Origin of the sequence: Streptomyces sp. NPDC001822 (assembly GCF_042892135.1) — a bacterium.
Taxonomy (GTDB): Bacteria; Actinomycetota; Actinomycetes; order Streptomycetales; family Streptomycetaceae; genus Streptomyces.
Genome location: NZ_JBIATW010000001.1, coordinates 274,795 through 293,640, shown reverse-complemented (window position 1 = coordinate 293,640; position 18,846 = coordinate 274,795). Strand labels below are relative to the sequence as shown.

General features: G+C 69.6%; 22 protein-coding genes. 10 read left to right on the top strand and 12 right to left on the bottom strand.

Annotated features, from left to right (window positions below; all coding sequences use genetic code 11):
* Position 1: 1 nt before the first annotated feature.
* Positions 2 to 1,258 (bottom strand): ATP-grasp domain-containing protein, encoded by a 1,257-nt coding sequence (locus ACFYY2_RS01345; protein WP_388735418.1) that lies wholly within the window; start codon positions 1,256 to 1,258, stop codon positions 2 to 4.
* Positions 1,259 to 1,471: 213 nt separating this feature from the next.
* On the opposite strand from ACFYY2_RS01345, the gene ACFYY2_RS01340 reads away from it, so the two are divergent.
* The 6 genes from ACFYY2_RS01340 to ACFYY2_RS01315 all read left to right on the top strand — a co-directional run bounded on the left by ACFYY2_RS01340 (position 1,472) and on the right by ACFYY2_RS01315 (position 9,242).
* Positions 1,472 to 1,930: a DUF5709 domain-containing protein gene (locus ACFYY2_RS01340; protein ID WP_388735416.1), complete on the top strand. Its 459-nt coding sequence runs from the start codon at positions 1,472 to 1,474 to the stop codon at positions 1,928 to 1,930.
* Between the two features lie 427 nt (positions 1,931 to 2,357).
* Positions 2,358 to 4,181, top strand: a complete 1,824-nt coding sequence (locus ACFYY2_RS01335; protein ID WP_388735413.1) for an ABC transporter ATP-binding protein — start codon at positions 2,358 to 2,360, stop codon at positions 4,179 to 4,181.
* Positions 4,182 to 4,618: 437 nt separating this feature from the next.
* Positions 4,619 to 5,731 carry an LLM class flavin-dependent oxidoreductase gene (locus tag ACFYY2_RS01330; RefSeq protein WP_388735410.1) on the top strand — a complete coding sequence of 371 codons (1,113 nt, stop codon included), beginning with the start codon at positions 4,619 to 4,621 and terminating at the stop codon, positions 5,729 to 5,731.
* A gap of 218 nt (positions 5,732 to 5,949) precedes the next feature.
* On the top strand, positions 5,950 to 7,017 hold the full coding sequence (locus ACFYY2_RS01325) for a Dyp-type peroxidase (RefSeq protein WP_388735408.1): 1,068 nt from the start codon (positions 5,950 to 5,952) through the stop codon (positions 7,015 to 7,017).
* Entirely contained in the window at positions 7,017 to 7,814 is a 798-nt protein-coding gene (locus ACFYY2_RS01320) for a family 1 encapsulin nanocompartment shell protein (protein WP_388735405.1), read from the top strand. Before ACFYY2_RS01325 ends, ACFYY2_RS01320 begins: the two co-directional genes overlap by 1 nt.
* A 141-nt stretch (positions 7,815 to 7,955) precedes the next feature.
* Positions 7,956 to 9,242: a diaminopimelate decarboxylase gene (locus ACFYY2_RS01315; protein ID WP_388736778.1), complete on the top strand. Its 1,287-nt coding sequence runs from the start codon at positions 7,956 to 7,958 to the stop codon at positions 9,240 to 9,242.
* A 351-nt stretch (positions 9,243 to 9,593) separates the two neighbouring features.
* On the opposite strand, the gene ACFYY2_RS01310 is transcribed toward ACFYY2_RS01315, so the two are convergent.
* From ACFYY2_RS01310 to ACFYY2_RS01300, 3 genes are all read right to left on the bottom strand, one after another.
* Entirely contained in the window at positions 9,594 to 9,950 is a 357-nt protein-coding gene (locus ACFYY2_RS01310; RefSeq protein ID WP_388735402.1) for a GNAT family N-acetyltransferase, read from the bottom strand.
* 34 nt (positions 9,951 to 9,984) lie between these two features.
* Positions 9,985 to 10,410 (bottom strand): aspartate 1-decarboxylase, encoded by a 426-nt coding sequence (panD, locus tag ACFYY2_RS01305; RefSeq protein WP_388735399.1) that lies wholly within the window; start codon positions 10,408 to 10,410, stop codon positions 9,985 to 9,987.
* A gap of 180 nt (positions 10,411 to 10,590) precedes the next feature.
* Entirely contained in the window at positions 10,591 to 11,481 is an 891-nt protein-coding gene (locus tag ACFYY2_RS01300) for an ATP-binding protein (RefSeq protein ID WP_388735397.1), read from the bottom strand.
* A 522-nt stretch (positions 11,482 to 12,003) separates the two neighbouring features.
* On the opposite strand from ACFYY2_RS01300, the gene ACFYY2_RS01295 reads away from it, so the two are divergent.
* Positions 12,004 to 12,444 (top strand): hypothetical protein, encoded by a 441-nt coding sequence (locus tag ACFYY2_RS01295; protein ID WP_388735394.1) that lies wholly within the window; start codon positions 12,004 to 12,006, stop codon positions 12,442 to 12,444.
* Positions 12,445 to 12,453: 9 nt separating this feature from the next.
* Here ACFYY2_RS01295 and ACFYY2_RS01290 read toward each other — a convergent pair whose 3' ends face one another.
* The 3 genes from ACFYY2_RS01290 to ACFYY2_RS01280 all read right to left on the bottom strand — a co-directional run bounded on the left by ACFYY2_RS01290 (position 12,454) and on the right by ACFYY2_RS01280 (position 13,713).
* Complete coding sequence (locus ACFYY2_RS01290; protein ID WP_388735392.1) at positions 12,454 to 12,621, bottom strand: hypothetical protein; 168 nt, start codon at positions 12,619 to 12,621, stop codon at positions 12,454 to 12,456.
* A gap of 74 nt (positions 12,622 to 12,695) precedes the next feature.
* Positions 12,696 to 13,103: a hypothetical protein gene (locus ACFYY2_RS01285; protein WP_388735389.1), complete on the bottom strand. Its 408-nt coding sequence runs from the start codon at positions 13,101 to 13,103 to the stop codon at positions 12,696 to 12,698.
* Between the two features lie 136 nt (positions 13,104 to 13,239).
* The gene (locus ACFYY2_RS01280) at positions 13,240 to 13,713 is read right to left on the bottom strand and encodes a hypothetical protein (RefSeq protein WP_388735387.1); all 474 of its coding nucleotides are present in this window, start codon (positions 13,711 to 13,713) and stop codon (positions 13,240 to 13,242) included.
* Between the two features lie 135 nt (positions 13,714 to 13,848).
* Here ACFYY2_RS01280 and ACFYY2_RS01275 point away from each other — a divergent pair, with 135 nt between their 5' ends.
* Positions 13,849 to 14,076: a hypothetical protein gene (locus ACFYY2_RS01275; RefSeq protein ID WP_388735385.1), complete on the top strand. Its 228-nt coding sequence runs from the start codon at positions 13,849 to 13,851 to the stop codon at positions 14,074 to 14,076.
* Positions 14,077 to 14,167: 91 nt separating this feature from the next.
* Here the strand turns inward: ACFYY2_RS01275 and ACFYY2_RS01270 are convergent, their stop codons facing one another.
* Positions 14,168 to 14,422, bottom strand: a complete 255-nt coding sequence (locus tag ACFYY2_RS01270; RefSeq protein ID WP_388735382.1) for a superinfection immunity protein — start codon at positions 14,420 to 14,422, stop codon at positions 14,168 to 14,170.
* 214 nt (positions 14,423 to 14,636) lie between these two features.
* On the opposite strand from ACFYY2_RS01270, the gene ACFYY2_RS01265 reads away from it, so the two are divergent.
* The gene (locus ACFYY2_RS01265; protein ID WP_388735379.1) at positions 14,637 to 14,819 is read left to right on the top strand and encodes a hypothetical protein; all 183 of its coding nucleotides are present in this window, start codon (positions 14,637 to 14,639) and stop codon (positions 14,817 to 14,819) included.
* Positions 14,820 to 15,137: 318 nt separating this feature from the next.
* Here the strand turns inward: ACFYY2_RS01265 and ACFYY2_RS01260 are convergent.
* Both ACFYY2_RS01260 and ACFYY2_RS01255 read right to left on the bottom strand, forming a co-directional pair.
* Positions 15,138 to 16,009 (bottom strand): IS5 family transposase gene (locus tag ACFYY2_RS01260; protein ID WP_388735377.1). Its coding sequence is split into 2 segments (ribosomal slippage): positions 15,138 to 15,631 and positions 15,631 to 16,009, totalling 873 coding nucleotides; the frame shifts between segments, so codons are not numbered across the junction.
* Positions 16,010 to 16,051: 42 nt separating this feature from the next.
* Positions 16,052 to 16,576, bottom strand: coding sequence for a GNAT family N-acetyltransferase (locus ACFYY2_RS01255; RefSeq protein WP_382161049.1), 525 nt, complete (start codon positions 16,574 to 16,576; stop codon positions 16,052 to 16,054).
* A 436-nt stretch (positions 16,577 to 17,012) separates the two neighbouring features.
* Here ACFYY2_RS01255 and ACFYY2_RS01250 point away from each other — a divergent pair, with 436 nt between their 5' ends.
* A complete protein-coding gene (locus tag ACFYY2_RS01250; protein ID WP_388735374.1) occupies positions 17,013 to 17,852 on the top strand; it encodes an IS5 family transposase in 840 nt (279 codons plus the stop codon).
* Here the strand turns inward: ACFYY2_RS01250 and ACFYY2_RS01245 are convergent.
* Both ACFYY2_RS01245 and ACFYY2_RS01240 read right to left on the bottom strand, forming a co-directional pair.
* Positions 17,847 to 18,212: a hypothetical protein gene (locus tag ACFYY2_RS01245; protein ID WP_388735372.1), complete on the bottom strand. Its 366-nt coding sequence runs from the start codon at positions 18,210 to 18,212 to the stop codon at positions 17,847 to 17,849. The two genes, ACFYY2_RS01250 and ACFYY2_RS01245, sit on opposite strands and share 6 nt — an antisense overlap.
* Positions 18,213 to 18,448: 236 nt before the next feature.
* Positions 18,449 to 18,820 (bottom strand): fic family toxin-antitoxin system, toxin component, encoded by a 372-nt coding sequence (locus ACFYY2_RS01240; RefSeq protein WP_388736775.1) that lies wholly within the window; start codon positions 18,818 to 18,820, stop codon positions 18,449 to 18,451.
* Positions 18,821 to 18,846 lie beyond the last annotated feature (26 nt).

Here is an 18,846-nt window from a genome sequence, read left to right as displayed (position 1 = left end):
TTCACGCGCTCACCAGCCGGGGCCGCAGTCCGGCGAGCAGCGTCTCGACGTGGCGGCGGGCGCCGAGTCCCGCGGAGTCGCCCGCCATGACGTGTCCCAGGTAGGCGTTGTTGCTGTCCGCGGCCTCGACCGCGCGTCCGGCTTCCGCGAGTTGTACCTCCAGCACGCCTTCGGCGTCCCGCACCCGGTCCGCACCGTCGACCGAGGCGAGGGTGCCTGCGGCCTCGGGGACGAGGAACGCGATCGCGGCGCTGCGCAGTCCGGTGTCGCACCGGCGGAGGTCCGGCGCCCGCCCGAGGGCCACGTCGGCACACGCGGCGGCGAGGTCGATCCCCGTGACATGGCGGACCAGTTCGGTGATGCGGTTCCCCGCGGGGCGCGGGTTGACCTCCACGACTCGGGGGCCGTGGGGCGTGAGCTTGATCTCGGTATGCGCGACGACGGTGTCGAGACCGAGCGCCGCCCCGGCGCGGACCGCCGCGTCCGCCGCGGCAGCGAGATCATCAGGGGTGAGGTCGGCCGGGAACATGTGCCCGGTCTCGACGAACGCGGGGGCCCTGCCGACGCTCTTGTCCGTCACTCCGACGACGTGGGTGACGCCCTGGAAAGCCACTGTCTCCACGCTCACCTCGGGACCTCGCAGGTACTCCTCGATCAGGATCTGCGGGGCACGTCGCTGTCCCCGGGCGTTGAGCGGGAACTCCGCCAGCGCGCGGCAGGCGGAGGCGAGCTGCGCGTCGTCGTCGACCCGGCGCACGAACATGCCCCCGCACAGGTCCACCGGCTTCACGACCAGCGGGTAGCCGATCCCGCGGGCGGCGGCCAGGGCGCCCTCCTCGTCCGCGCAGACCGCGAACCGCGGCCCCGGCACCCCGGCCGCCGCGAGCACCCGCCGGGTCGCGTCCTTGCGGCAGGCGTTCTCGATCGCCTCGGGCGTGGGGCCGGGAAGGCCGAGGCGGGCGGCGATACGGGCCACTGCGGGCAGGTAGTAGTCACAGGATGTGATCACACCGTCGAAGGCCAGCGCCGCGTGCAACAGCTCGACCTGCGGAAGCAGCGCCGTGACGTCGTTTGTGGGCCCCGTGACGACGTTACGCGCGGTGAGCAGCGGGTGCGCCGCGCCCTCGGGAGCCGCCCGGAGGTAATGCATCAGATCACGGGTGAGGAACGTGAAGTGGTGCCCCTCCTCCCCCAGGGTCCGCGGCAGCAGTCTGCTCATCGAACCGACCCAGCTCTCGACCACCAACAGGTGAGCCATGAACTCCCCCTTCTCACAGTGCCTTCGGGATCGCGGGCATGCGGACGCCACCCATGCGGAGGGGAGTCCGGCCCGACACCACACACGTTATCGACAATCGTTTTCATTGTCATCTGAACCGGCGTCATCCCCGTCGGTGAACTGCTTCCGTTGCGTCTCCCGCCCGACCGGAGTGGAATGACGTAGAGGGGCACCCGGAGGAAGGGGCACGCCATGACCGACAGCGACCGGGGGGACGACGTCTACCAGCCGCAGGAGCCGGAGGCCTCGGACCCCGATGACCTGCTGGACGTGGAGGACACCCTGGACAACTCCGGGATCACGGACGTCCTGGACGAGGGGTACTCCCCGCCCGAACGGCCCTGGGCGGTCGACGACAAGGGCACGACGGCAGCGGAGCAGCAGTCGGGCGAGTCCCTCGACAGCCGCCTGACCAGGGAGGTTCCTGAGACCTCGGACCTCGGGGACGGCATCGGCGACCTCGAGGGCGGCGACGGGGAGCCCTACGACCTCGAGGTCGGGACCGACCGGGCGGGCCGCCTCACGCAGGAGGGCGACGGACACGTGGCCTCCACCCTCACGGCGCAGGACGTGGGGATCGACGGTGCGGCGGCCTCGGCCGAGGAGGCGGCCATGCACCTGATCCCCGAAGAGGAGGATCTGTTCGGGTAGGACCTGTTCGGACTGGACCCGACCGGCTCTCCCCTCCGGATCCCGCCTACCGCGTCCTGGGGGCTGCGCGGAGGGGCGTGCCGGGGGCTGACGGCCGCGCGCCGCCTCCCGGCCAAGCCGCAGGGGTTCGGGTTCGCACAGAGGTGCGTGAGGGGCGTGCTGCGCCGCGGAGAACCGCACGCGGGCACGCCGTGCGCGGCGCACCGGGGGGTGCGGGGGCGCGCGGGCGACCAGGCCGAAACACACCGGTGTACCCCGAAAACACTTGGACGCCGGACGCACGGTCACGGAAGACTTCCTCCCCCGGACACCTCGCCACGCACGCACCGTGAGCGCGTGTGCCCGGTGGTTCGCTGCGCCCCGGGGCGGAGGCCGGCCACCGCGGCGGGGCCCGGCGCAACTGCCCGCGCAACGACATGAGGTCGGCATGGGATCGCAGCACGCACGAGGCACCGGACCGGACAGGGGCCCGGTCCGGCTCGCACTCCGCCACTACCTGAACGAACTGTCCCGCCAACGAAACCTGTCCCTTCCGGCTCTCCTGCTCCCCGCACTGGGCAACATCGGGATCACCTACGTCGCGCCGCTGGTCGTCGCCAAGCTGGTGGGCCGGATCGCGGAGGAAGGGGCCATCGGGTTACACGACGCGCTCCCCTACGTCGGTGTGTTCGCCGGAGTCCTGCTCCTCGCGGAGACCCTGTGGAGGCTCGGCCTGCACTGCCTGAACCGGGTCGACGCCCGCGGCATCGAGCATCTGTACGTCACCGGCATGGACGCCCTGTTCGCCAAGGACGCCTCCTTCTACCAGGACAACTTCGCCGGTTCCCTGACCAAGCGGGTGCTGAGTTTCGCCGCCCGCTTCGAGGAGTTCGTCGACACGCTGACCTTCAACGTCGTAGGGAGCCTGGCGCCGCTGCTGTTCGGCACGGTGGTCCTCTGGCACTACGACCCCCTGCTCGTCGCCGGCCTGCTGACGATGATCGTCCTGACCGCGTTCTGCGCCGCGCCCCTCATCCGCCGCCGTCAGCAACTGGTCAACGAACGCGAGGAGGCCATCGCACGGGTCTCGGGACACGTGTCCGACGCCCTGATGAACATGGACACCGTGCGCGCGTTCGCCGCCGAGGAGCGCGAGGCCGCCGAACACCGGTCCCGCGTCGCGGAGTCGCGGAGACTGACCCTGCGCTCGTGGGACTACGGCAACCTCCGCATCGACACACTGGTCGCCCCCATGTCGGTGCTGACCAACGGCCTCGGCCTGCTCCTCGCCGTCTCCTTCGGCGCGGGCGGGGGCAGCGTGGAGGCGATCGTGGTCGCGTTCACCTACTACACGGGCTCGACGCGCATCATGTTCGAGTTCAACCAGATCTACCGTCGGCTCGAAAGCTCGATGACGGAAGCCGCGCAGTTCACCGAGCTGCTCGTCGAACCGCCCACCGTGCTCGACCCACCGGCCCCGGAGGCGGTCCGTCCGGGATCCGCCGACGTCCGCTTCGAACACGTCCGCTTCGCACACGCGGGGAGCCGGCCGATCTTCGACGGGCTCGACCTCGACGTGCCCAGCGGCACGAGGCTCGGCCTCGTCGGACGCTCGGGCGGCGGCAAGACCACGCTCACACGGCTGCTCCTGCGCATGGCCGACGTCCAGTCGGGACGCATCCTGATCGGGGGTCAGGACATCTGCCGGATGCGCCAGTCCGACCTGCGGAGCCTCATCGCGTACGTACCCCAGGAACCGGCGATGTTCCACCGCACGCTCCGCGAGAACATCCTCTTCGCCCGCCCGGGGGCCACCGACGCGGAGATCCGGGCCGCTGCCGACGCGGCGCACGTCACGGAGTTCGCCGATCAGCTTCCTGCGGGCTTCGACACGATGGTCGGGGAGCGCGGCGTCAAGCTGTCCGGCGGGCAGCGCCAGCGCGTCGCGCTCGCCAGGGCGATCCTGCGCGATGCTCCGGTCCTGTTGCTGGACGAGGCGACGAGCGCACTGGACTCGGAGAGCGAGACCCTCGTCCAGCAGGCCCTGTGGCAGCTCATGGAGGGCCGGACCGCGCTGGTGGTCGCACACCGGCTGAGCACGGTCGCGGCGATGGACCACCTCATCGTCCTCGACCACGGCACCATCGTCGAACAGGGCACACACCACGAACTGCTGCTCACCGACGGCGCCTACGCCAAACTCTGGCACCACCAGTCCGGCGGTTTCCTCGTCGACACGGCCGCGGTTCAGCCCGCTGCCGCCACCGAATAGGTCTGCCGTCCGCGCGGCCCCGGCCCGGCACGGGCCGGGGCCGCAACGTCCCCTGTAGCCACCGGGCTTCATTGACAATCCGGACGATCACACCGAGACTCGACCGCATGACCGAGGTTCAGCCCCTTCCCAGCGAGCGCTGTCCCCACGTCGTCCGCGCCTTCGGCGCCGGGTGTTGACCTTCACCCACCCCTTCACGCGGCCCCGCCCGCACGTCCGCCTCACGGCCGCGTCCTGACCGTTCACGGCGACGTTCCGGCCCGCGGCAGGTCGTAACGCGTCCAGTCCCGTACGCCGCCGTCCCTGACCGGACGCGGCCGGGCAACGCCCCACCGCCCAGCGGCCCGGGCCTCGGCAGGAACCGTCCCCTGCCTCCTCCACACCAACGGCCCGCCCGCGTCGCTCCGGTCCGGGCCGATCAGTGATCGGAAGACACGATGAGCCCGAAGTTCCTCTGGTACGTCCCCAACACCGTCGAACCCGGTCACCGCGGCGACGACACCGCGTCCGGCTGGGGGTCCGTCGAGTACTCCACCGACCTCGCGCGCACGGCGGAGGCGCACGGCTGGAGCGGTGCCCTGATCGGCACCGGGTGGGGGCGGCCGGACACCTTCACCGTCGCCACGGCCCTGGCGGCCCGGACCACCGCGTTCGAGCCGTTGATCGCGGTCCGCCCGGGCTACTGGCAGCCCGCGCAGCTCGCCGGCGCGGCTGCCACCCTCGACCAGCTCAGCCGGGGGCGCGTCCTCCTCAACATCGTCAGCGGACGGGACGACGTCGGCGCGTACGGCGACACCACCGTCGACCCCGCGGGGCGCTACGCCCGCACCGAGGAGTTCATGCACCTGCTGCGGCGCCTGTGGACGGAGGAGGACGTCACGTACACCGGTGAGTACTTCCGTGTCACCGGCTCCACCGTCGCACCGCGCCCCTACGCGACCGGCGACCGGCTCCACCCCACGCTCTACTTCGGCGGCGCGTCCCCGGCCGCCGAGCGCGTGGCGGCGGCCGAGGCGGACGTCCAGCTCTTCTGGGGTGAACCCCTCGACGGGATCGCCGAACGCGTCGACCGGCTGAAGGCACTGAGCGAGCGCACCGGCCGCCGTCATCGCCCCCTGGAGTTCGGACTGCGGATCACCACACTGGTGCGTGACACCACCGAGGAGGCGTGGCGGGCGGCGGAGGCGAAAGTTGCGGAGATGGCCCGTACGGACGGGGTCCACTGGGCGCCGAACCAGCGGGACGCGGTCGGGCAGCAGCGGCTCCTCGGCCTCGCCGCCCGGGGTGAGGTGCTCGACACCTGCCTCTACACCACTCCCGGCAGATTCGGCGGTGGCGGAGCCGCGACCACCTGGCTGGTGGGCTCCCCGGACGAGGTGGCCACCGCGCTGGAGAACTACCGCAAGCTCGGGGTCACCCACTTCGTCCTGTCCGACACCCCCTACAAACAGGAGATCGCACGCGTCGGCGGCCACCTGCTCCCCAGGCTGCGCGAACCGTCGGCCTCCGGGCTGCCGCACCCGCCCTCGGACGGCTCCGGCAGGACGTGAGCGCGCCCGCGCGGAGCCTCCTCGACGGGACGGGCGGCCCCGCGGCGACGGGTCGCCGCCGCCGCGCACGGCCGGGGCGAGGTGCTGAACATCCGGCGGCCGGGTCCGTGAACCCGCCGGCCGCCGGATCGCCCGACCGGACCGGCGTGGGATGCGGGCGGAGCCGTGGTGTGGATGAGTGGCAGGGAGTTCCGTCCACGACCCACGGGAGTGCGCGCATGTCCGAGGCAGTACCGGACCCCGTCGCGGTCCAGCCCGTCGTCGCACCGCTGACCAGCGCCGCACTGGTCCTGGTCGCGACGATCGAGCCGGGCGGCGAGCCCGCCGTGCGGGACGTCCTGCCGGACCTCGCGGCGTTCGCACGGTCGGTCGGCTTCCGGGTGCCGAGCGCCGGTCTCGCGTGTGTGACGGGCTTCGGCTCGGACGCCTGGGACCGCCTCTTCGCCGGTCCCCGGCCGGCCCGCCTCCACCCGTTCCAGGAGTTGCGGGGTCCGCTGCACCACGCGCCGGCCACGCCGGGTGATCTTCTGTTCCACGTGCGGGCCGAGCGGATGGACGTCTGCTACGAGTGGGCCTCGCACCTGCTGGACCGGCTGGCCGGCGCCGTCAAGGTCGTCGACGAGGTCCAGGGCTTCCGCTACTTCGACCACCGGGACCTGCTCGGCTTCGTCGACGGCACGGAGAACCCGGTCGGCGACGATGCCCGCAAGGCAGCCGTCGTCGGAGCCGAGGACCCGTGCTTCGAGGGGGGCAGCTACGTGATCGTGCAGAAGTACCTCCACGATCTGCCCGGCTGGAACCGGCTCGGCACGGAGGAGCAGGAACGGATCATCGGGCGCACGAAGTTCTCCGACATCGAGCTCGCCGACGACGTGAAGCCGGCCGACTCGCACGTCGCCCTGAACACCATCACGGACGCCGACGGCACGGAACACGACATCCTGCGCGCCAACATGCCCTTCGGCAGCTTCGAACAGGGCGAGTTCGGAACGTACTTCATCGGCTACGCGGCCGACCCCGGCGTCACGGAACAGATGCTCCGCAACATGTTCCTGGGCAGCCCGCCCGGTACCCACGACCGCATTCTCGACTTCTCGACCGCCGTCACCGGCACCCTCTTCCACGCACCCAGCGCCGACTTCCTCGACGCCCCTCCGCCACCGCCCTCCCCCGTCGCGGCCGCGGCCGCACCCGAGCCGCAGACCATCACGTCACGGCCCGGGAACCAGGCGGCGGCGCGCGACGGTTCGCTGCGCATCGGCAGCCTGCAAGAAAGTGCCCCGTGATGAACAACCTCCACCGTGAGCTCGCCCCCGTCACCGAAGCCGCCTGGGTCCAGATCGAGGAGGAGGCCAGGCGCACGTTCAGCCGGCACGTCGCGGCCCGCCGGGTCGTGGACGTGTCCGACCCGCAGGGCCCGGAGTTCTCGGCGGTCGGTGACGGACATCTGCGCGACATCGACCCGCCCACCCCCGACGTGATCGCCCGCGCCCGCACCGCGACCCCGGTCATCGAGTGGCGGGTGCCGTTCACCGTCTCCAGAGCGGCCGTCGACGACGTCGAACGCGGCTCCGAGGACAGCGACTGGCAGCCCGTCAAGGACGCGGCTCGGACCTGCGCGTTCGCCGAGGACATGGCCGTCATCGACGGGTACGCGGCCGCCGGCATCACCGGACTGCGCGACGGTTCCTCGCACACCCCGCTGCCACTCCCCGCGGACGCACGCGACTACCCCGCCACCGTGAGCCAGGCGCTGACCCGGCTGCGGCTGGCGGGCGTGGACGGGCCGTACCGGCTGTTGCTCGGCGCCGAGGCGTTCACCGAGGCGACCGAGACCTCCGACCACGGCTATCCGGTGGCGACCCACCTGGCGCGGATCCTGGAGGACCCGATCCTGTGGGCGCCCGCCGTGTCGGGCGGTGTCCTGCTGTCCACCCGGGGCGGTGACTTCGAACTGTGCCTGGGCCAGGACCTGTCCATCGGCTATCTGGACCATGACGCCGGAAACATCCGGCTCTACTTCCAGCAGGCGTTCACCTTCCGGATGCTGACCCCGGAGGCTGTCGTCCCGCTGATCGCCTGAGGGCACAGGCCGACCTGGGAGGCTCCCATGGACGAGACAGGCCGTATCCCTCCGGACCCCGCACCGGGCCGGGGCCCCGGCGTCGACGCACAGCGCTCTGCCAGGTTCGCCGAGGCGCTCCGACTGGCCGTCGCCGAGGGGATGCTCGGCGAGACGCGGCCCCTCGCCGGGTTCCTCGACGCGGACGGGGTGCGCGCCTCGGTCGCCTCGCTGCGGGACGCGTTCGCGGCGGAGCCCCACGTGCGGGTGCTGCACACCTTCGCCGCCAAGGCCGCCTCCCTGGTCCCCGTACTGCGGCTGCTCGCCGACTGCGGCATGGGGTGCGAGGTGGCCGGTCCGGGCGAACTGCGCCTCGCGTTCGAGGCGGGTTTCCCTCCCGAACGGATCGTCCTGGACTCACCCGCGAAGACCCGTGACGAACTGCGGCTGGCGCTGGCTCTCGGCGTGGCGGTGAACGCGGACAGCTTCGGTGAGATCCGCCGCATCGACGGGCTCCGCTCCCCCGGCTCGGCCTCCGTCCTCGGACTACGGGTGAACCCCCAGGTCGGAGGCGGTTCCATCGGAGCCATGAGCACGGCGACGCCGACATCGAAGTTCGGCGTGGCACTCCATGACCCGGGCGCACGCGAGCAGGTCGTACGCACGTTCACCGAGCGGCCCTGGCTGACCCGGCTGCACGCCCACGTCGGGTCCCAGGGGTGCCCCCTCGAACTCATCGCGGCGGGAATCGCCGAGACCTACGCCCTGGCCGAGGAGATCAACGCCGCGCTGGGCACACGCCGGGTCACGGGGATCGACATCGGGGGCGGGCTGCCCGTGAACTTCGACGACGACGAGACCCGGCCCCCGTTCTCCGAGTACGTCGCGGCGCTGCGCGCGGCCGTCCCCGGGCTCTTCGACGGGCGGTACGACCTGGTCACCGAGTTCGGCAGGTCCCTGCTCGCCAAGAACGGCTTCATCGGCGCCCGCGTGGAGTACACGAAGGACGCCGGCGGGCGCCGCGTCGCGCTCACCCACGCGGGCGCGCAGATCGCCACCCGGACCGTCCTGATGCCCGACGCCTGGCCGCTGCGGATCGGCGCGTTCGACGCACAGGGCCACCCCCGGAGCGGGCCGCTGATGGTCCAGGACATCGCGGGGCCGTGCTGTTTCGCCGGGGACGTGGTGGCGCACGCCCGGGAGCTGCCGGAACTCCGGGAGGGCGACTTCGTGGCTCTGTACGACACGGGGGCGTACTACTTCTCCACCCCGTGGGCGTACAACAGTCTCCCCCGGCCGGCCGTGTACGGCTTCGCCGGGGAGCCCGGTGGCCTGCGCTTCGCCCCGGTGCGCGACGCGCAGTCCCTGGACTCGGTGGCGGCGGAGAGCGGCCTCGGGCACGCCGAGGCGCTGACCGCGCTCTTCATGCCGGCCGGGGACCGCCCCTAGGCAGGCCCCGCGGGCTGGGGTGAGGGCTCGGGCTCGGGCACCGGATCGGGATTCGGGCCCGGCGGCTGCGGGATCGGATCCGGTGCGGGACCGGGCGGGACCGGACCCGGCGGTACCGGCGGCGGGGAGGGCACCGGTGTGGGCGGCCCCGGCACGGGCGGGGGCGTCGGCGCGGGCGGTACGGGATCGGGATACGGATGCGTCATGTCGTGCCTCCAAGTGCATCGGACAGGACGAGTGGATCTCCTCTCCACCGTCTCCCCGTGCGGCTGCCCTCGCCTGCCGAGTCCACACGTACACGACGTCGGACCACGCCCGGACGGGTGCCTCAGAGCAGCTCGGACGGGTGCCTCAGAACAGCTCGCGGTGCGCGCCGAGCTGCAGCCCGGCGCTCCGCACGAGCTCCTGGGACACCGGTGGCGCCTGCTCGGGATGGCGCTGCGCCCATTCGGCGGCGTAGGGGCAGAGCGGCACGACGGGCACCCCTTCGCGGGCCGCCATGGAGTAGAACTCACGTACGAGAGCGCTGGCGATGCCTCGGCCCTCGTATTCCGGCTCCACGACGGTGTGCACGGCCACGAGGGCGCCCGGCCCGGGGTCCATCACGAAGTACGCGACGACCCCGGCGGCGGCCCCGTCCAGGTAGGCGACCAGCCTGCCGCTCTCCCGGTCGTCCCGGATGTCGACTGCGGCCCGCTCTGCTGCCATGACGGGTACTCCTCGCTGCTGCGTGCGGAGCGGGTCAGCTCCGCGCGGGAACGGCGTGCGGACTGCGCTCGGTACGCGTGCCCGGCACGGGCGCCGACGCGTCGGCGCCCAGCTCGACGATCCGGTTCCGGGCGTCCACATGCACGACACTCGGCACCAGCGCACGCGCCTCGGCGTCGTCGACCTGGGCGTAACTGATGAGGATGACCAGGTCACCGGGGTGGACGAGGTGGGCGGCGGCGCCGTTGATCCCGATGACGCCCGAACCTCGCTCCCCCTCGATGACATAGGTCTCGAGCCGCGAGCCGTTGTCTATGTCCACGATATGCACCAGCTCACCGGGAAGCAGGTCGGCCGCGTCCATAAGATCGGCGTCAATGGTCACGGATCCCACGTAGTGCAGGTCGGCCTGGGTGACGGTGGCCCGGTGAATCTTGGACTTGAACATGGTACGCAGCATCGAAGAACTCCTGGCTCTGGGCTCCCTGCCTGCGTTTTTGCAGGTCAAGGGCGACCCATCGAGAGTACAACGAGTCGCATGTTCAGGCAGGGGTCAGCAGGTTTTTCAGGACTGATGCTGACCCAATGCTGACTTTCCTGACACTCCGTCAGACCCGTCGCGAGGCTTCCGCCTGCCGCCTCACCGGCTTCGAGGGAGCACACGGCGCAGGCACTCCAACCGTGGACGTACGCGGTCCACGGCTCCGCTGCGGCGACCTCCGGTGCCGCCATGTGGGCTGGCGAGGCGGTAGGAGTCGGTGCCGGTTTCGATGATGGTGCCGTAGAAGGTGAGGCGGTCGACGATGGCCGCGCAGAGGCGGGGGTCGGTGAAGGTCTTGGTCCAGCCGCCGAACGACTCGTTGGAGGCGATGGCGACGCTGTTCTTCTCCTCGCGTTCGGTCAGGACCTGGAAGAGGAGCTCGGCGCCGTGGCGGTCGAGTTCCACGCAGCCGAGTTCGTCGATGCAGAGCAGGTCGACGCGGCCGTAGCGGGCGATGGTCTTGTTCAGCTGCTTCTCGTCAGCGGCCTCGGCCAGCTCGTTGACCAGGTTCGTCGCGAGGGTGTAGCGGACGCGGTAGCCCTTCATCGCGGCCTCGGTGCCCAGCGCGATGAGCATGTGGGAGTTGCCGGTGCCGGAGTCGCCGATCCGGCAGAGAGGCTGGCTCTTCTTGATCCACTCGCAGCTGGCGAGGGTGTGGATGGTGGCCGGGTCGATGTTCGGGTGGGCGACCTCCACGTTCTGGTCGTAAACCACCAGGTGAGAGGCGTGAAGGATGACCCTCACCCGCTTGCCGATCAGCCGGACGGAGACCGAGTAGCGGTTGGTGCGGACCGGGATCTGGCCGTAGCGGTCGACCCTCGGGGTGAACAACCGCCCGGTCTCGACCGGCTCCTCCGGCAGCGGCAACAGCAGCGGCTGTTCGAGCGCGAACTCTTCGGCGATGGTCCTGGACCTGGAGCCGATCCTGCCGGGGTCGTCCTGCCGGTCCCACTGCTCGCCCATCTCGTTCAGCTCGGCGAGCCAGGACACCTCGGGGACCGGGACGAAGTGGTTGCGGCGGAAGTAGCCGATCTGTCCCTCGACTCCGCCCTTCTCGTGGGCGCCTTCGATGCCCGGGCGGCAGTAGAAGCTCTCGATGCCGATCTTCCGTGGGTGCAGGAAATCTGAAGGCTCTGCAGCGCAAACTCAAGGGCTCGAAGGCGGTTCTGCCGCCTCGAAGGGGCCGGTTGCCACAGCGAACGGGACTGGGCGAAGGGCCTGGATCCGGCTCAGACGGAGAATGGCCGGGCCCATGATCGCGATCCGGCGGCATTCTGCGCGAAACTGTGGTGTGCCTACTTCCAGATCGCTTGCAGCCTCCGACGAGATACGTGTGTATCTCGTCGAACAGTTGAACCTGGCCTTGTGCCGTCCCGGAATGTACGGGAAGGAGCTGGCCTTCCGCATGCTGATGGATCACTTGCTGTTCGTGGAGGCGAGCCCGAGGCATTGGTCGACCAGCGGCGCATTTGGGACGATCGCGGCGCCGGGTCCAGCACCGGCCTCGCGGGCATGTTCCGTGACCTGATCCCGGACCGATGTCACGAGTACGTCATTGCCTCGGTGTATGCCGAGTTCGCGCACCACCGTGGCTGGCTCAAGCATGACCGTGTACTGGACCCTGAGGAATACGCAGTCCTGCAGGGTTCGGTCCGCCAGTGGGCGGCTGAGGACCGTGTGTGGTCGGACGTCGTCGCCGAGTTCGGCACCCCGTCCATGCTGTTCGGCGGCAACAACCCCTACTACGGAAAGACCCTCGGCTACCTGACGGAGAACCCGGAGGAACCGATGGTGTCCTTCGATCTCTGGAACGGCAGTGCTCCGGGAGCCGAGCAATCATGGCCACCTGAGCACGAGGAACCCCTCCTGCTTGCAGTGCGCTTCGGAACTGGGCCCTTCCGCCAGACCTTCACCTTCACCCCGGAGGGCCGGCGACGGCTCCCTGCGGAGTAGAGCTCAAGATCAGCGGGTGTTCGGTTCCTGCTCCGCTTCCGGTTCGGTCACTGCGCTGGTGCAGCGGAGGCTGGCCTTGGCCCCGAGGGAGAAGACGTGTGCGAGGTGGAGGGGGTCGGCGCCGTTGGCAAGGGCTTCATCAAGGATGCGGTCCTGCCTCAGTCGGTCGACGCCCACGGGCAATCTCCTGACCAACTTGTCCATCCAGAACGTGCCCACAGCCGTCGCGGTGGTGGCGGTGTTCCTGGTGATCAGCAGATGTGGGTTGGTGCTGCTGGGCCATCGCCGGTGGCTATAGGCGAGGTACTCGCTGATCGCCTCGGCGGTGTAGTCGCCAAGGGGACATCCAAGTCCTCGGGGTCGAGTCGCCGTCCCGGCAGGTCCACGAGCTCGACCAGCATCGAGCGAATCTGGCGGGCCGGCAGCGCGTGCATGCCAGACAGGGCCACGACCACTCGAAGGGCCGGATCCTGCAGTGCGGCAAGTACGACGGACTCCACCTCGTCCGCAGCGAGTGATGCGGGGATCTTGATCGGCACCTTGCCTCCCTTGATGCCTCGCATCGGGTCGGCGAAGATCAGCCGCTCGGCCTTGAGCGTGCTGAACAGCGAACGCAAAGCACTGGCTTCGTATGCGCGATAGGTCCGGTTGCCGAGCAAGCCGGTGATGTCGTCGCGGGTGGCCTGCGCAGGGTTGTGTACTTTCCGGCGTACTCCGTCAGGAACGGCAGGACGTTCCTCAGGTTCGTGACGACCGTTGCACGGGCACGAGGCCGGCGGCGTGAGGTCCCGTGTCTCAGGATGTCAGTCCAGACGTCCAGCTCAGTTCGGACAGCTGGTGCAAGGAACGACAGGTGTCCAGGTGGCTGGCGCCCAGGATCACCGCGTGGTGCTTCAGCAGGTTCTCCTCAGCGGCGTCGAGCAGGTCGGCGTGGACGGCCCTGTCGGTCCACCGCTGGAACCGCTCGGCGAGCGAGGCGCCGACGGCTCCGCCCTGGGGCATGGCGGTGGCTCGGTGCAGCTTGCCCAGCACGTTCCCAGCCTTGTGGTGGGCCAGCTCCTCCTCGGGCGAGCCCGGAGCGAAGGTATCCGCGCGGGCGCCTGCGAGCGCGGTGAGCAGCAGGGTGCGGGTGGCGTCATCCCGGCCGACCAACTCCGCATCATGGCCGCTCAGATGGGTGCCCCACGCCCAGTAGGCGTGGAGTTCTCCGGCGTACCGGTCTCGCTCCGCGTGCTGCTTCGCGATGAACTGACGCCCGTCGCCGGCCACCAGGCGTACGACGTGGGGGTGGGAACGCGGGGTCCGCTGCGATGTCGACTGCGCCGAGGCGGTGGTGCGCCAGTTGTATCCGGGGGTTGCGCGAGGTCGCGATCACGGGGTCGGCTCTGGCATGAGGAGACTGAGGTGCTCGGTGTCGTTGTGCCGGTCGAGCATGGCGTACCCGAGGTTGGTCAGGCCGGTGCAGGTGCGCGGGCCCCCGACGGCTTGGCCGCGCGGCTGGACCGGACTCACGGCGGCGCGTGGATATGGGAGCGGGCCGTCACCGACACCCGAGCCGCGTACGCCACCGAGCTGGACCAGGACGAGCACGAGGGGCAGCGGCCGACGTTGAGGCCGGAGTGGAGGGATTAGTGACCAGCTCATGGCGTGCCTGGTCGCTGCGATGTCCGGTGGCCCGTCGCAGCGACCAGGCGGAGTGGTAGCCGAGCTGTGGTTTGTTGTTTTATCCCTCGGCCACGATTCGGGGACCGGAGGCGTTCCGGGGCGTGACGTCAGCTGTCCGGGTCCGCATGGTCATCGCCATGTACAGAGCCACGAACCAGAGTAGGCCCGTGGTGCCACCGATCAGGCTGACCACGACGACCAGCCACAGGCGTTCCACCTTCCTGCGGTAAGCAACGATCGTCGGAACAAACAGGAGGAGCAACGCCACTGGCACAAAGACCAGCAGCTCGAGGGGAGTTAGGTTCGCAAGCATCCCATGAGCGTATCCGCACCTGTGAACACCTGTTCACCTGCGGCGCACACCGGGCCGCCCCAGCCCCCGTGAGGCCAGCGCAGCGCCGCCCGGCCCCCGCTGCCGACGGACCAGCCCCCACCCCGCCCACCTCCATATCCAGAGCGGGCAGGCCAGGAGCCAAGAGGAAGTCTGAACACTCACGACGCGAAAACCGGCGGCTTGACCTGCGGTTGTGCAGAGACCGGCTCCGAGCAGCTGTCGGCCATCGGGTCGGGCATGGCTGCTCGCCATCCACCACCGCACCGACCTGCGCATCGCCGCGCCCTCCACTGCCGTCAGCCGGCTGTTCAGCATCGTCGGCGCCGACACCATCCTGCGGATCTACCCCACCGTGCAGACCGTGCTCGCCGCGTAACCACTCGCGGGCCCTCCCCGCCGCCGGACACCCCAGACGCGACACCGTGCGGCCCTCGCCCACGAAAGTCGTTGGGCGGTCTCGGGCCACGCCGCCACCATCAGGCCAGCGATCGACGGCACATTGGTCCCCTATGCGTCTTCACTCGCTCTGCTGGCACAGCGCCCCGCGGTGCCCGGGTCGGTGCGGTGACACCATCATCCGGGTCACACGAGGGTCAGCGGCGGGCCGGCGACCGGCTGGCGAAGACGAAGCGGGCCAGCCGTCTGGCTCCACCCACAACGCGCCTGCGACTAGGGGGTGTTTTGAAAGCGCTGGTCACAGCCACTCGTTGATGACGGCGATAGTGACTGTGGCTTCGTAGCGGACTGCGAGCTTGTCGTACCTGGTGGCCACCGCGCGGTGGCGCTTGAGTCGGTTGATCCCGCACTCCACCGCGTGGCGCTCGCGGTAGTCGGTTTTGTCGAATTTGGGCGGCCGCCCGCCCTGAGCACCGAGTCTCTTGCGGTTCCGGATCTGGTCGACCTTTTCCGGGATGGTGCAGTGGATCCCGCGTCGGCGCAGGTAGGCACGGTTGGCGCGGGAGCCGTACGCCCTGTCGGCGCGGATCCTGTTCGGCTTGGTGCGGGGGCGCCCGGAGCCGATGCGCGGGACTCGGATGCGCTCCAGCACGGGCCGGAACTGGGGCGAGTCGCCGCGCTGGCCAGCGGTGACGATCAGCGCCAGCGGCTTCTGGCCCTGCTCGACCGCGAGGTGCAACTTTGTGGTCAGGCCGCCACGGGAGCGTCCGAGTCCGTGGTCGGCAGGCTCGTCGATGCCGCCGGGTTTGTCCCGCTGCAGGTCCCCCTTTTGCGGGCCCCGGCTGCGTGCTGGTGGGCACGGGCGACTGTGGAGTCCACGCTCACATCCCAGGTGATCAGGCCCTGCGCGTCTGCCACGGTCTGAAGCTGGGTGAGGATGCGCTTCCAGGTGCCGTTGCGTTGCCAGCGCCGAAACAGGCCGTAGGTCGTCTCCCACTCACCGTAGCGGGCGGGCACATCGCGCCAGGGGGCACCGGTCCGGGTCCGCCACCGTATGCCGTTGATCAGCTGCCGTTTGGACCAAACCGGCGGCCGTCCCGGCTTCTTACCCACCGGCAATAACGGCTCCAGTTTGGCCCACTGCTCGTCCGTCAAATCTCCGCGCCCCACGAGTGGATCATGACAGATCTTGATCCACTTCCAAACCCGGGCTCAGCAGAGCTCGCCCGCCAGCAGCCCCATCGTGAACATGTCGTACCACTTGCCGTCACGGCGGAAGACCTGACGAAGACGGCCCTCCTCAACGAAGCCGACCTTCTCGTAGACCCTGCGCGCGGCATGGTTCTCGGTAACCACGGTCAGCGTTACCTTGTGGAGGCGCATGTCCTCAAAGCCGTAGCGGCAGATCGTCCGCACCGCATCGGTGGCGTATCCGCGGCCCCAATACGCCTTCTCGCCCAGGTAGATATCGAGCTTCGCGATGCCCTTCTCCGGGTCCGCGTCGTGCAGCATGACCAGGCCGATGAGCTGGCCGTCGGCCAGCGCCTCAATGCCAAGGAGCAAGTCGCCATAGGCGTTGCGGGGGCGCTCCTCCAGCCACTTGCGGACGCGCTCCACCGGCTGGGCATACGTGTCGTCCATCCACCGCATGACCTGAGGGTCGTGGTTCCAGCGCCAGAGTGCGTCGGCGTCCGCGGGACCCATCGCCCGCAGTTTCACCAGTTCTCCAAGCGCCATGCTGACCGACCCCTTGTGTGTCTTGTGATCATCTTACGAATCACGAAGTGGTACCACGGTCGGGATCGCACGCTCAATCGGTTTCGGCGGTGCCGAAACCGGGTCCAGGGCATGTTCGGGAGGAAGCGCCGGCTGTGAGGGGACCATTCCACAGTGTGGGCAGCTACCAGTTGCAGTTGGGGGAAGCCGAGGAGGTGGGACTTCTAAAACACGCCCTAAAAGAGCGTTTTGTCCCGGAGAGGGTGTTCGGTGGGCTCTTGGACGAGTGGACTGCCTGTGAAGGTTGGGGCTGGCGGTCACTTTCGTGGCATCTGTGACGGGTGACGACGGTCCATGGTCCGTTTGAGCCCCTTCACTCCTGTCTGATCCCAAGGCGCCCCCACTCACACCTGTTTGCGCCCTGTGGTGGGATGTCGCTCGACGGAACTATCGAAACATGTCTCGACAGCGGCCGTATCCGAGTGACCTGTCCGATGCCCGATGGGAACTGCTTGAGCCCATTGTGTCGGCCTGGCGGGCAGAGCGGCGAGGGAAGGGCCTGGATATCGGGCGACCGCCTGAGCACGACCTGCGCCGAATCATGGACGCGGTGTTGTACGTGGACCGGACCGGGATTCCCTGGCGCTATCTTCCCCACGACTTCGCGCCGTGGGAAACCGTCTACGGATACTTCGCCGCCTGGCAGAAGGACGGCGTGTTTGACCAGCTCAACGGCCTGCTGCGCCGACGTGTCCGGGAGGCCGCAGGCCGGGACGCCGAACCGAGCGCATGCGTCCTGGACGCCCAGAGCATCAAGACGTCCGCCAACGTCCCGGCCACCGGCCAGGGCATCGACGCGGGCAAGAAGATCGCGGGCCGCAAGCGCCATATCGGCGTCGACACCCTCGGCCTTCTCCTCGCGGTCTGGGTCACCGCGGCCGGTGTCTCCGACAATGTCGGCGGGATCCACCTGCTCTCGCGCATCGCCAAGGCCCACCCCAGAATCACCAAGGCATGGGCCGACAGCGGCTATCGAACCAAGGCCATCGACCACGGCGCCGCCCTCGGCATCGATGTCGAAGTCACCCGCCGCGACCCTGGCCAGAAGGGCTTCAAGGTCATCCCCCGGCGCTGGGTCGTCGAGCGGACATTCGGCTGGCTCATGAATCACCGCCGCCTCGCCCGCGACTACGAAACCCACCCGCACCGCTCCGAAGCGATGATCCGCCTCGCGATGATCGACCTGATGAGCCGCAGGCTCACACGAGAGTCCACTCCGAACTGGAAGGACTCATAGCTGCCGAGCCACGCTGACCCGCGCGTCCTCGCCCCTCAACGCCTGCGGCCAGCGGCCATCGATGACACCCGCCATATCCCGGCAGGCGTTACAGGCGTTCTCCCGCTCTGGCAGCCACCAGTAATCCGACGGTGACATGCCGGCCACCTGGATTCCGCACAGTGTCCTGTCGAAGATGCCGAAAGCATGGGAGACGTCGGCGGTGAGGCCGTCCGCGACGGCCCGCTCCCAACGCATGTCCAAGGGCAAGTACGGCGGTCGCGAGACCTCGAACCACTCGCCCCCCACATGGGTGGAGGCGTGACACCAGGGGAACAGGACCAGATCTCCTCTTCCCAGGCTGTCGGCAGTGTCGGCCATTGCCACATCGCACGTCCACACACATCGCACTCCACGGACGGATCCTCACACACCTCCGCGTGTCCCCCAACCCGCCTCACAGCGCGCGACATATCAAACACCCCCGTATGGACAAAACGCTCTTTAACAGACCCCGGCACCACACAATGTGCCACCAGCGCGGCCCCAGGGTTGGAGAGCCGCTGGACCCCCATGGTTCCTGGACGCGCCAAGTGCCCTATCGGCGGCGTGCTACGTCAGTCCTGCCAGGTGCGCAGCCGTTCGGCGATACTCACCGCAGTCGAGCGAGGATTGTACAGATCTGCGGTCAGGGCAGCGAGCTGGTCGCGGTCAGGGTCGACCGGGATACCGCTGGCATTGAGGTACATGACCGCAACCGCGCAGGCGACGCTGAGGTTGGAGCGCTCCAGCCACCGGCAGCGGCCCAGCGTATGAACGAGGGCTGCGGCCCGGGCGTAGGGGCTGCCGTAAACCGGCTGCTCGAGGAGTTCCGCGCGGTGGCGAGCCACTGCGGCCAGGGGAACGCCGAGGTCCTCGGGTGCGGGGTCGCGCTTGCCGGCACGTTCGGCGACTTCGAGGGTCCAGGACAGGTCGACGTGCAGGGACATACTCACGCGGCGGCGCCCGGGTTTCG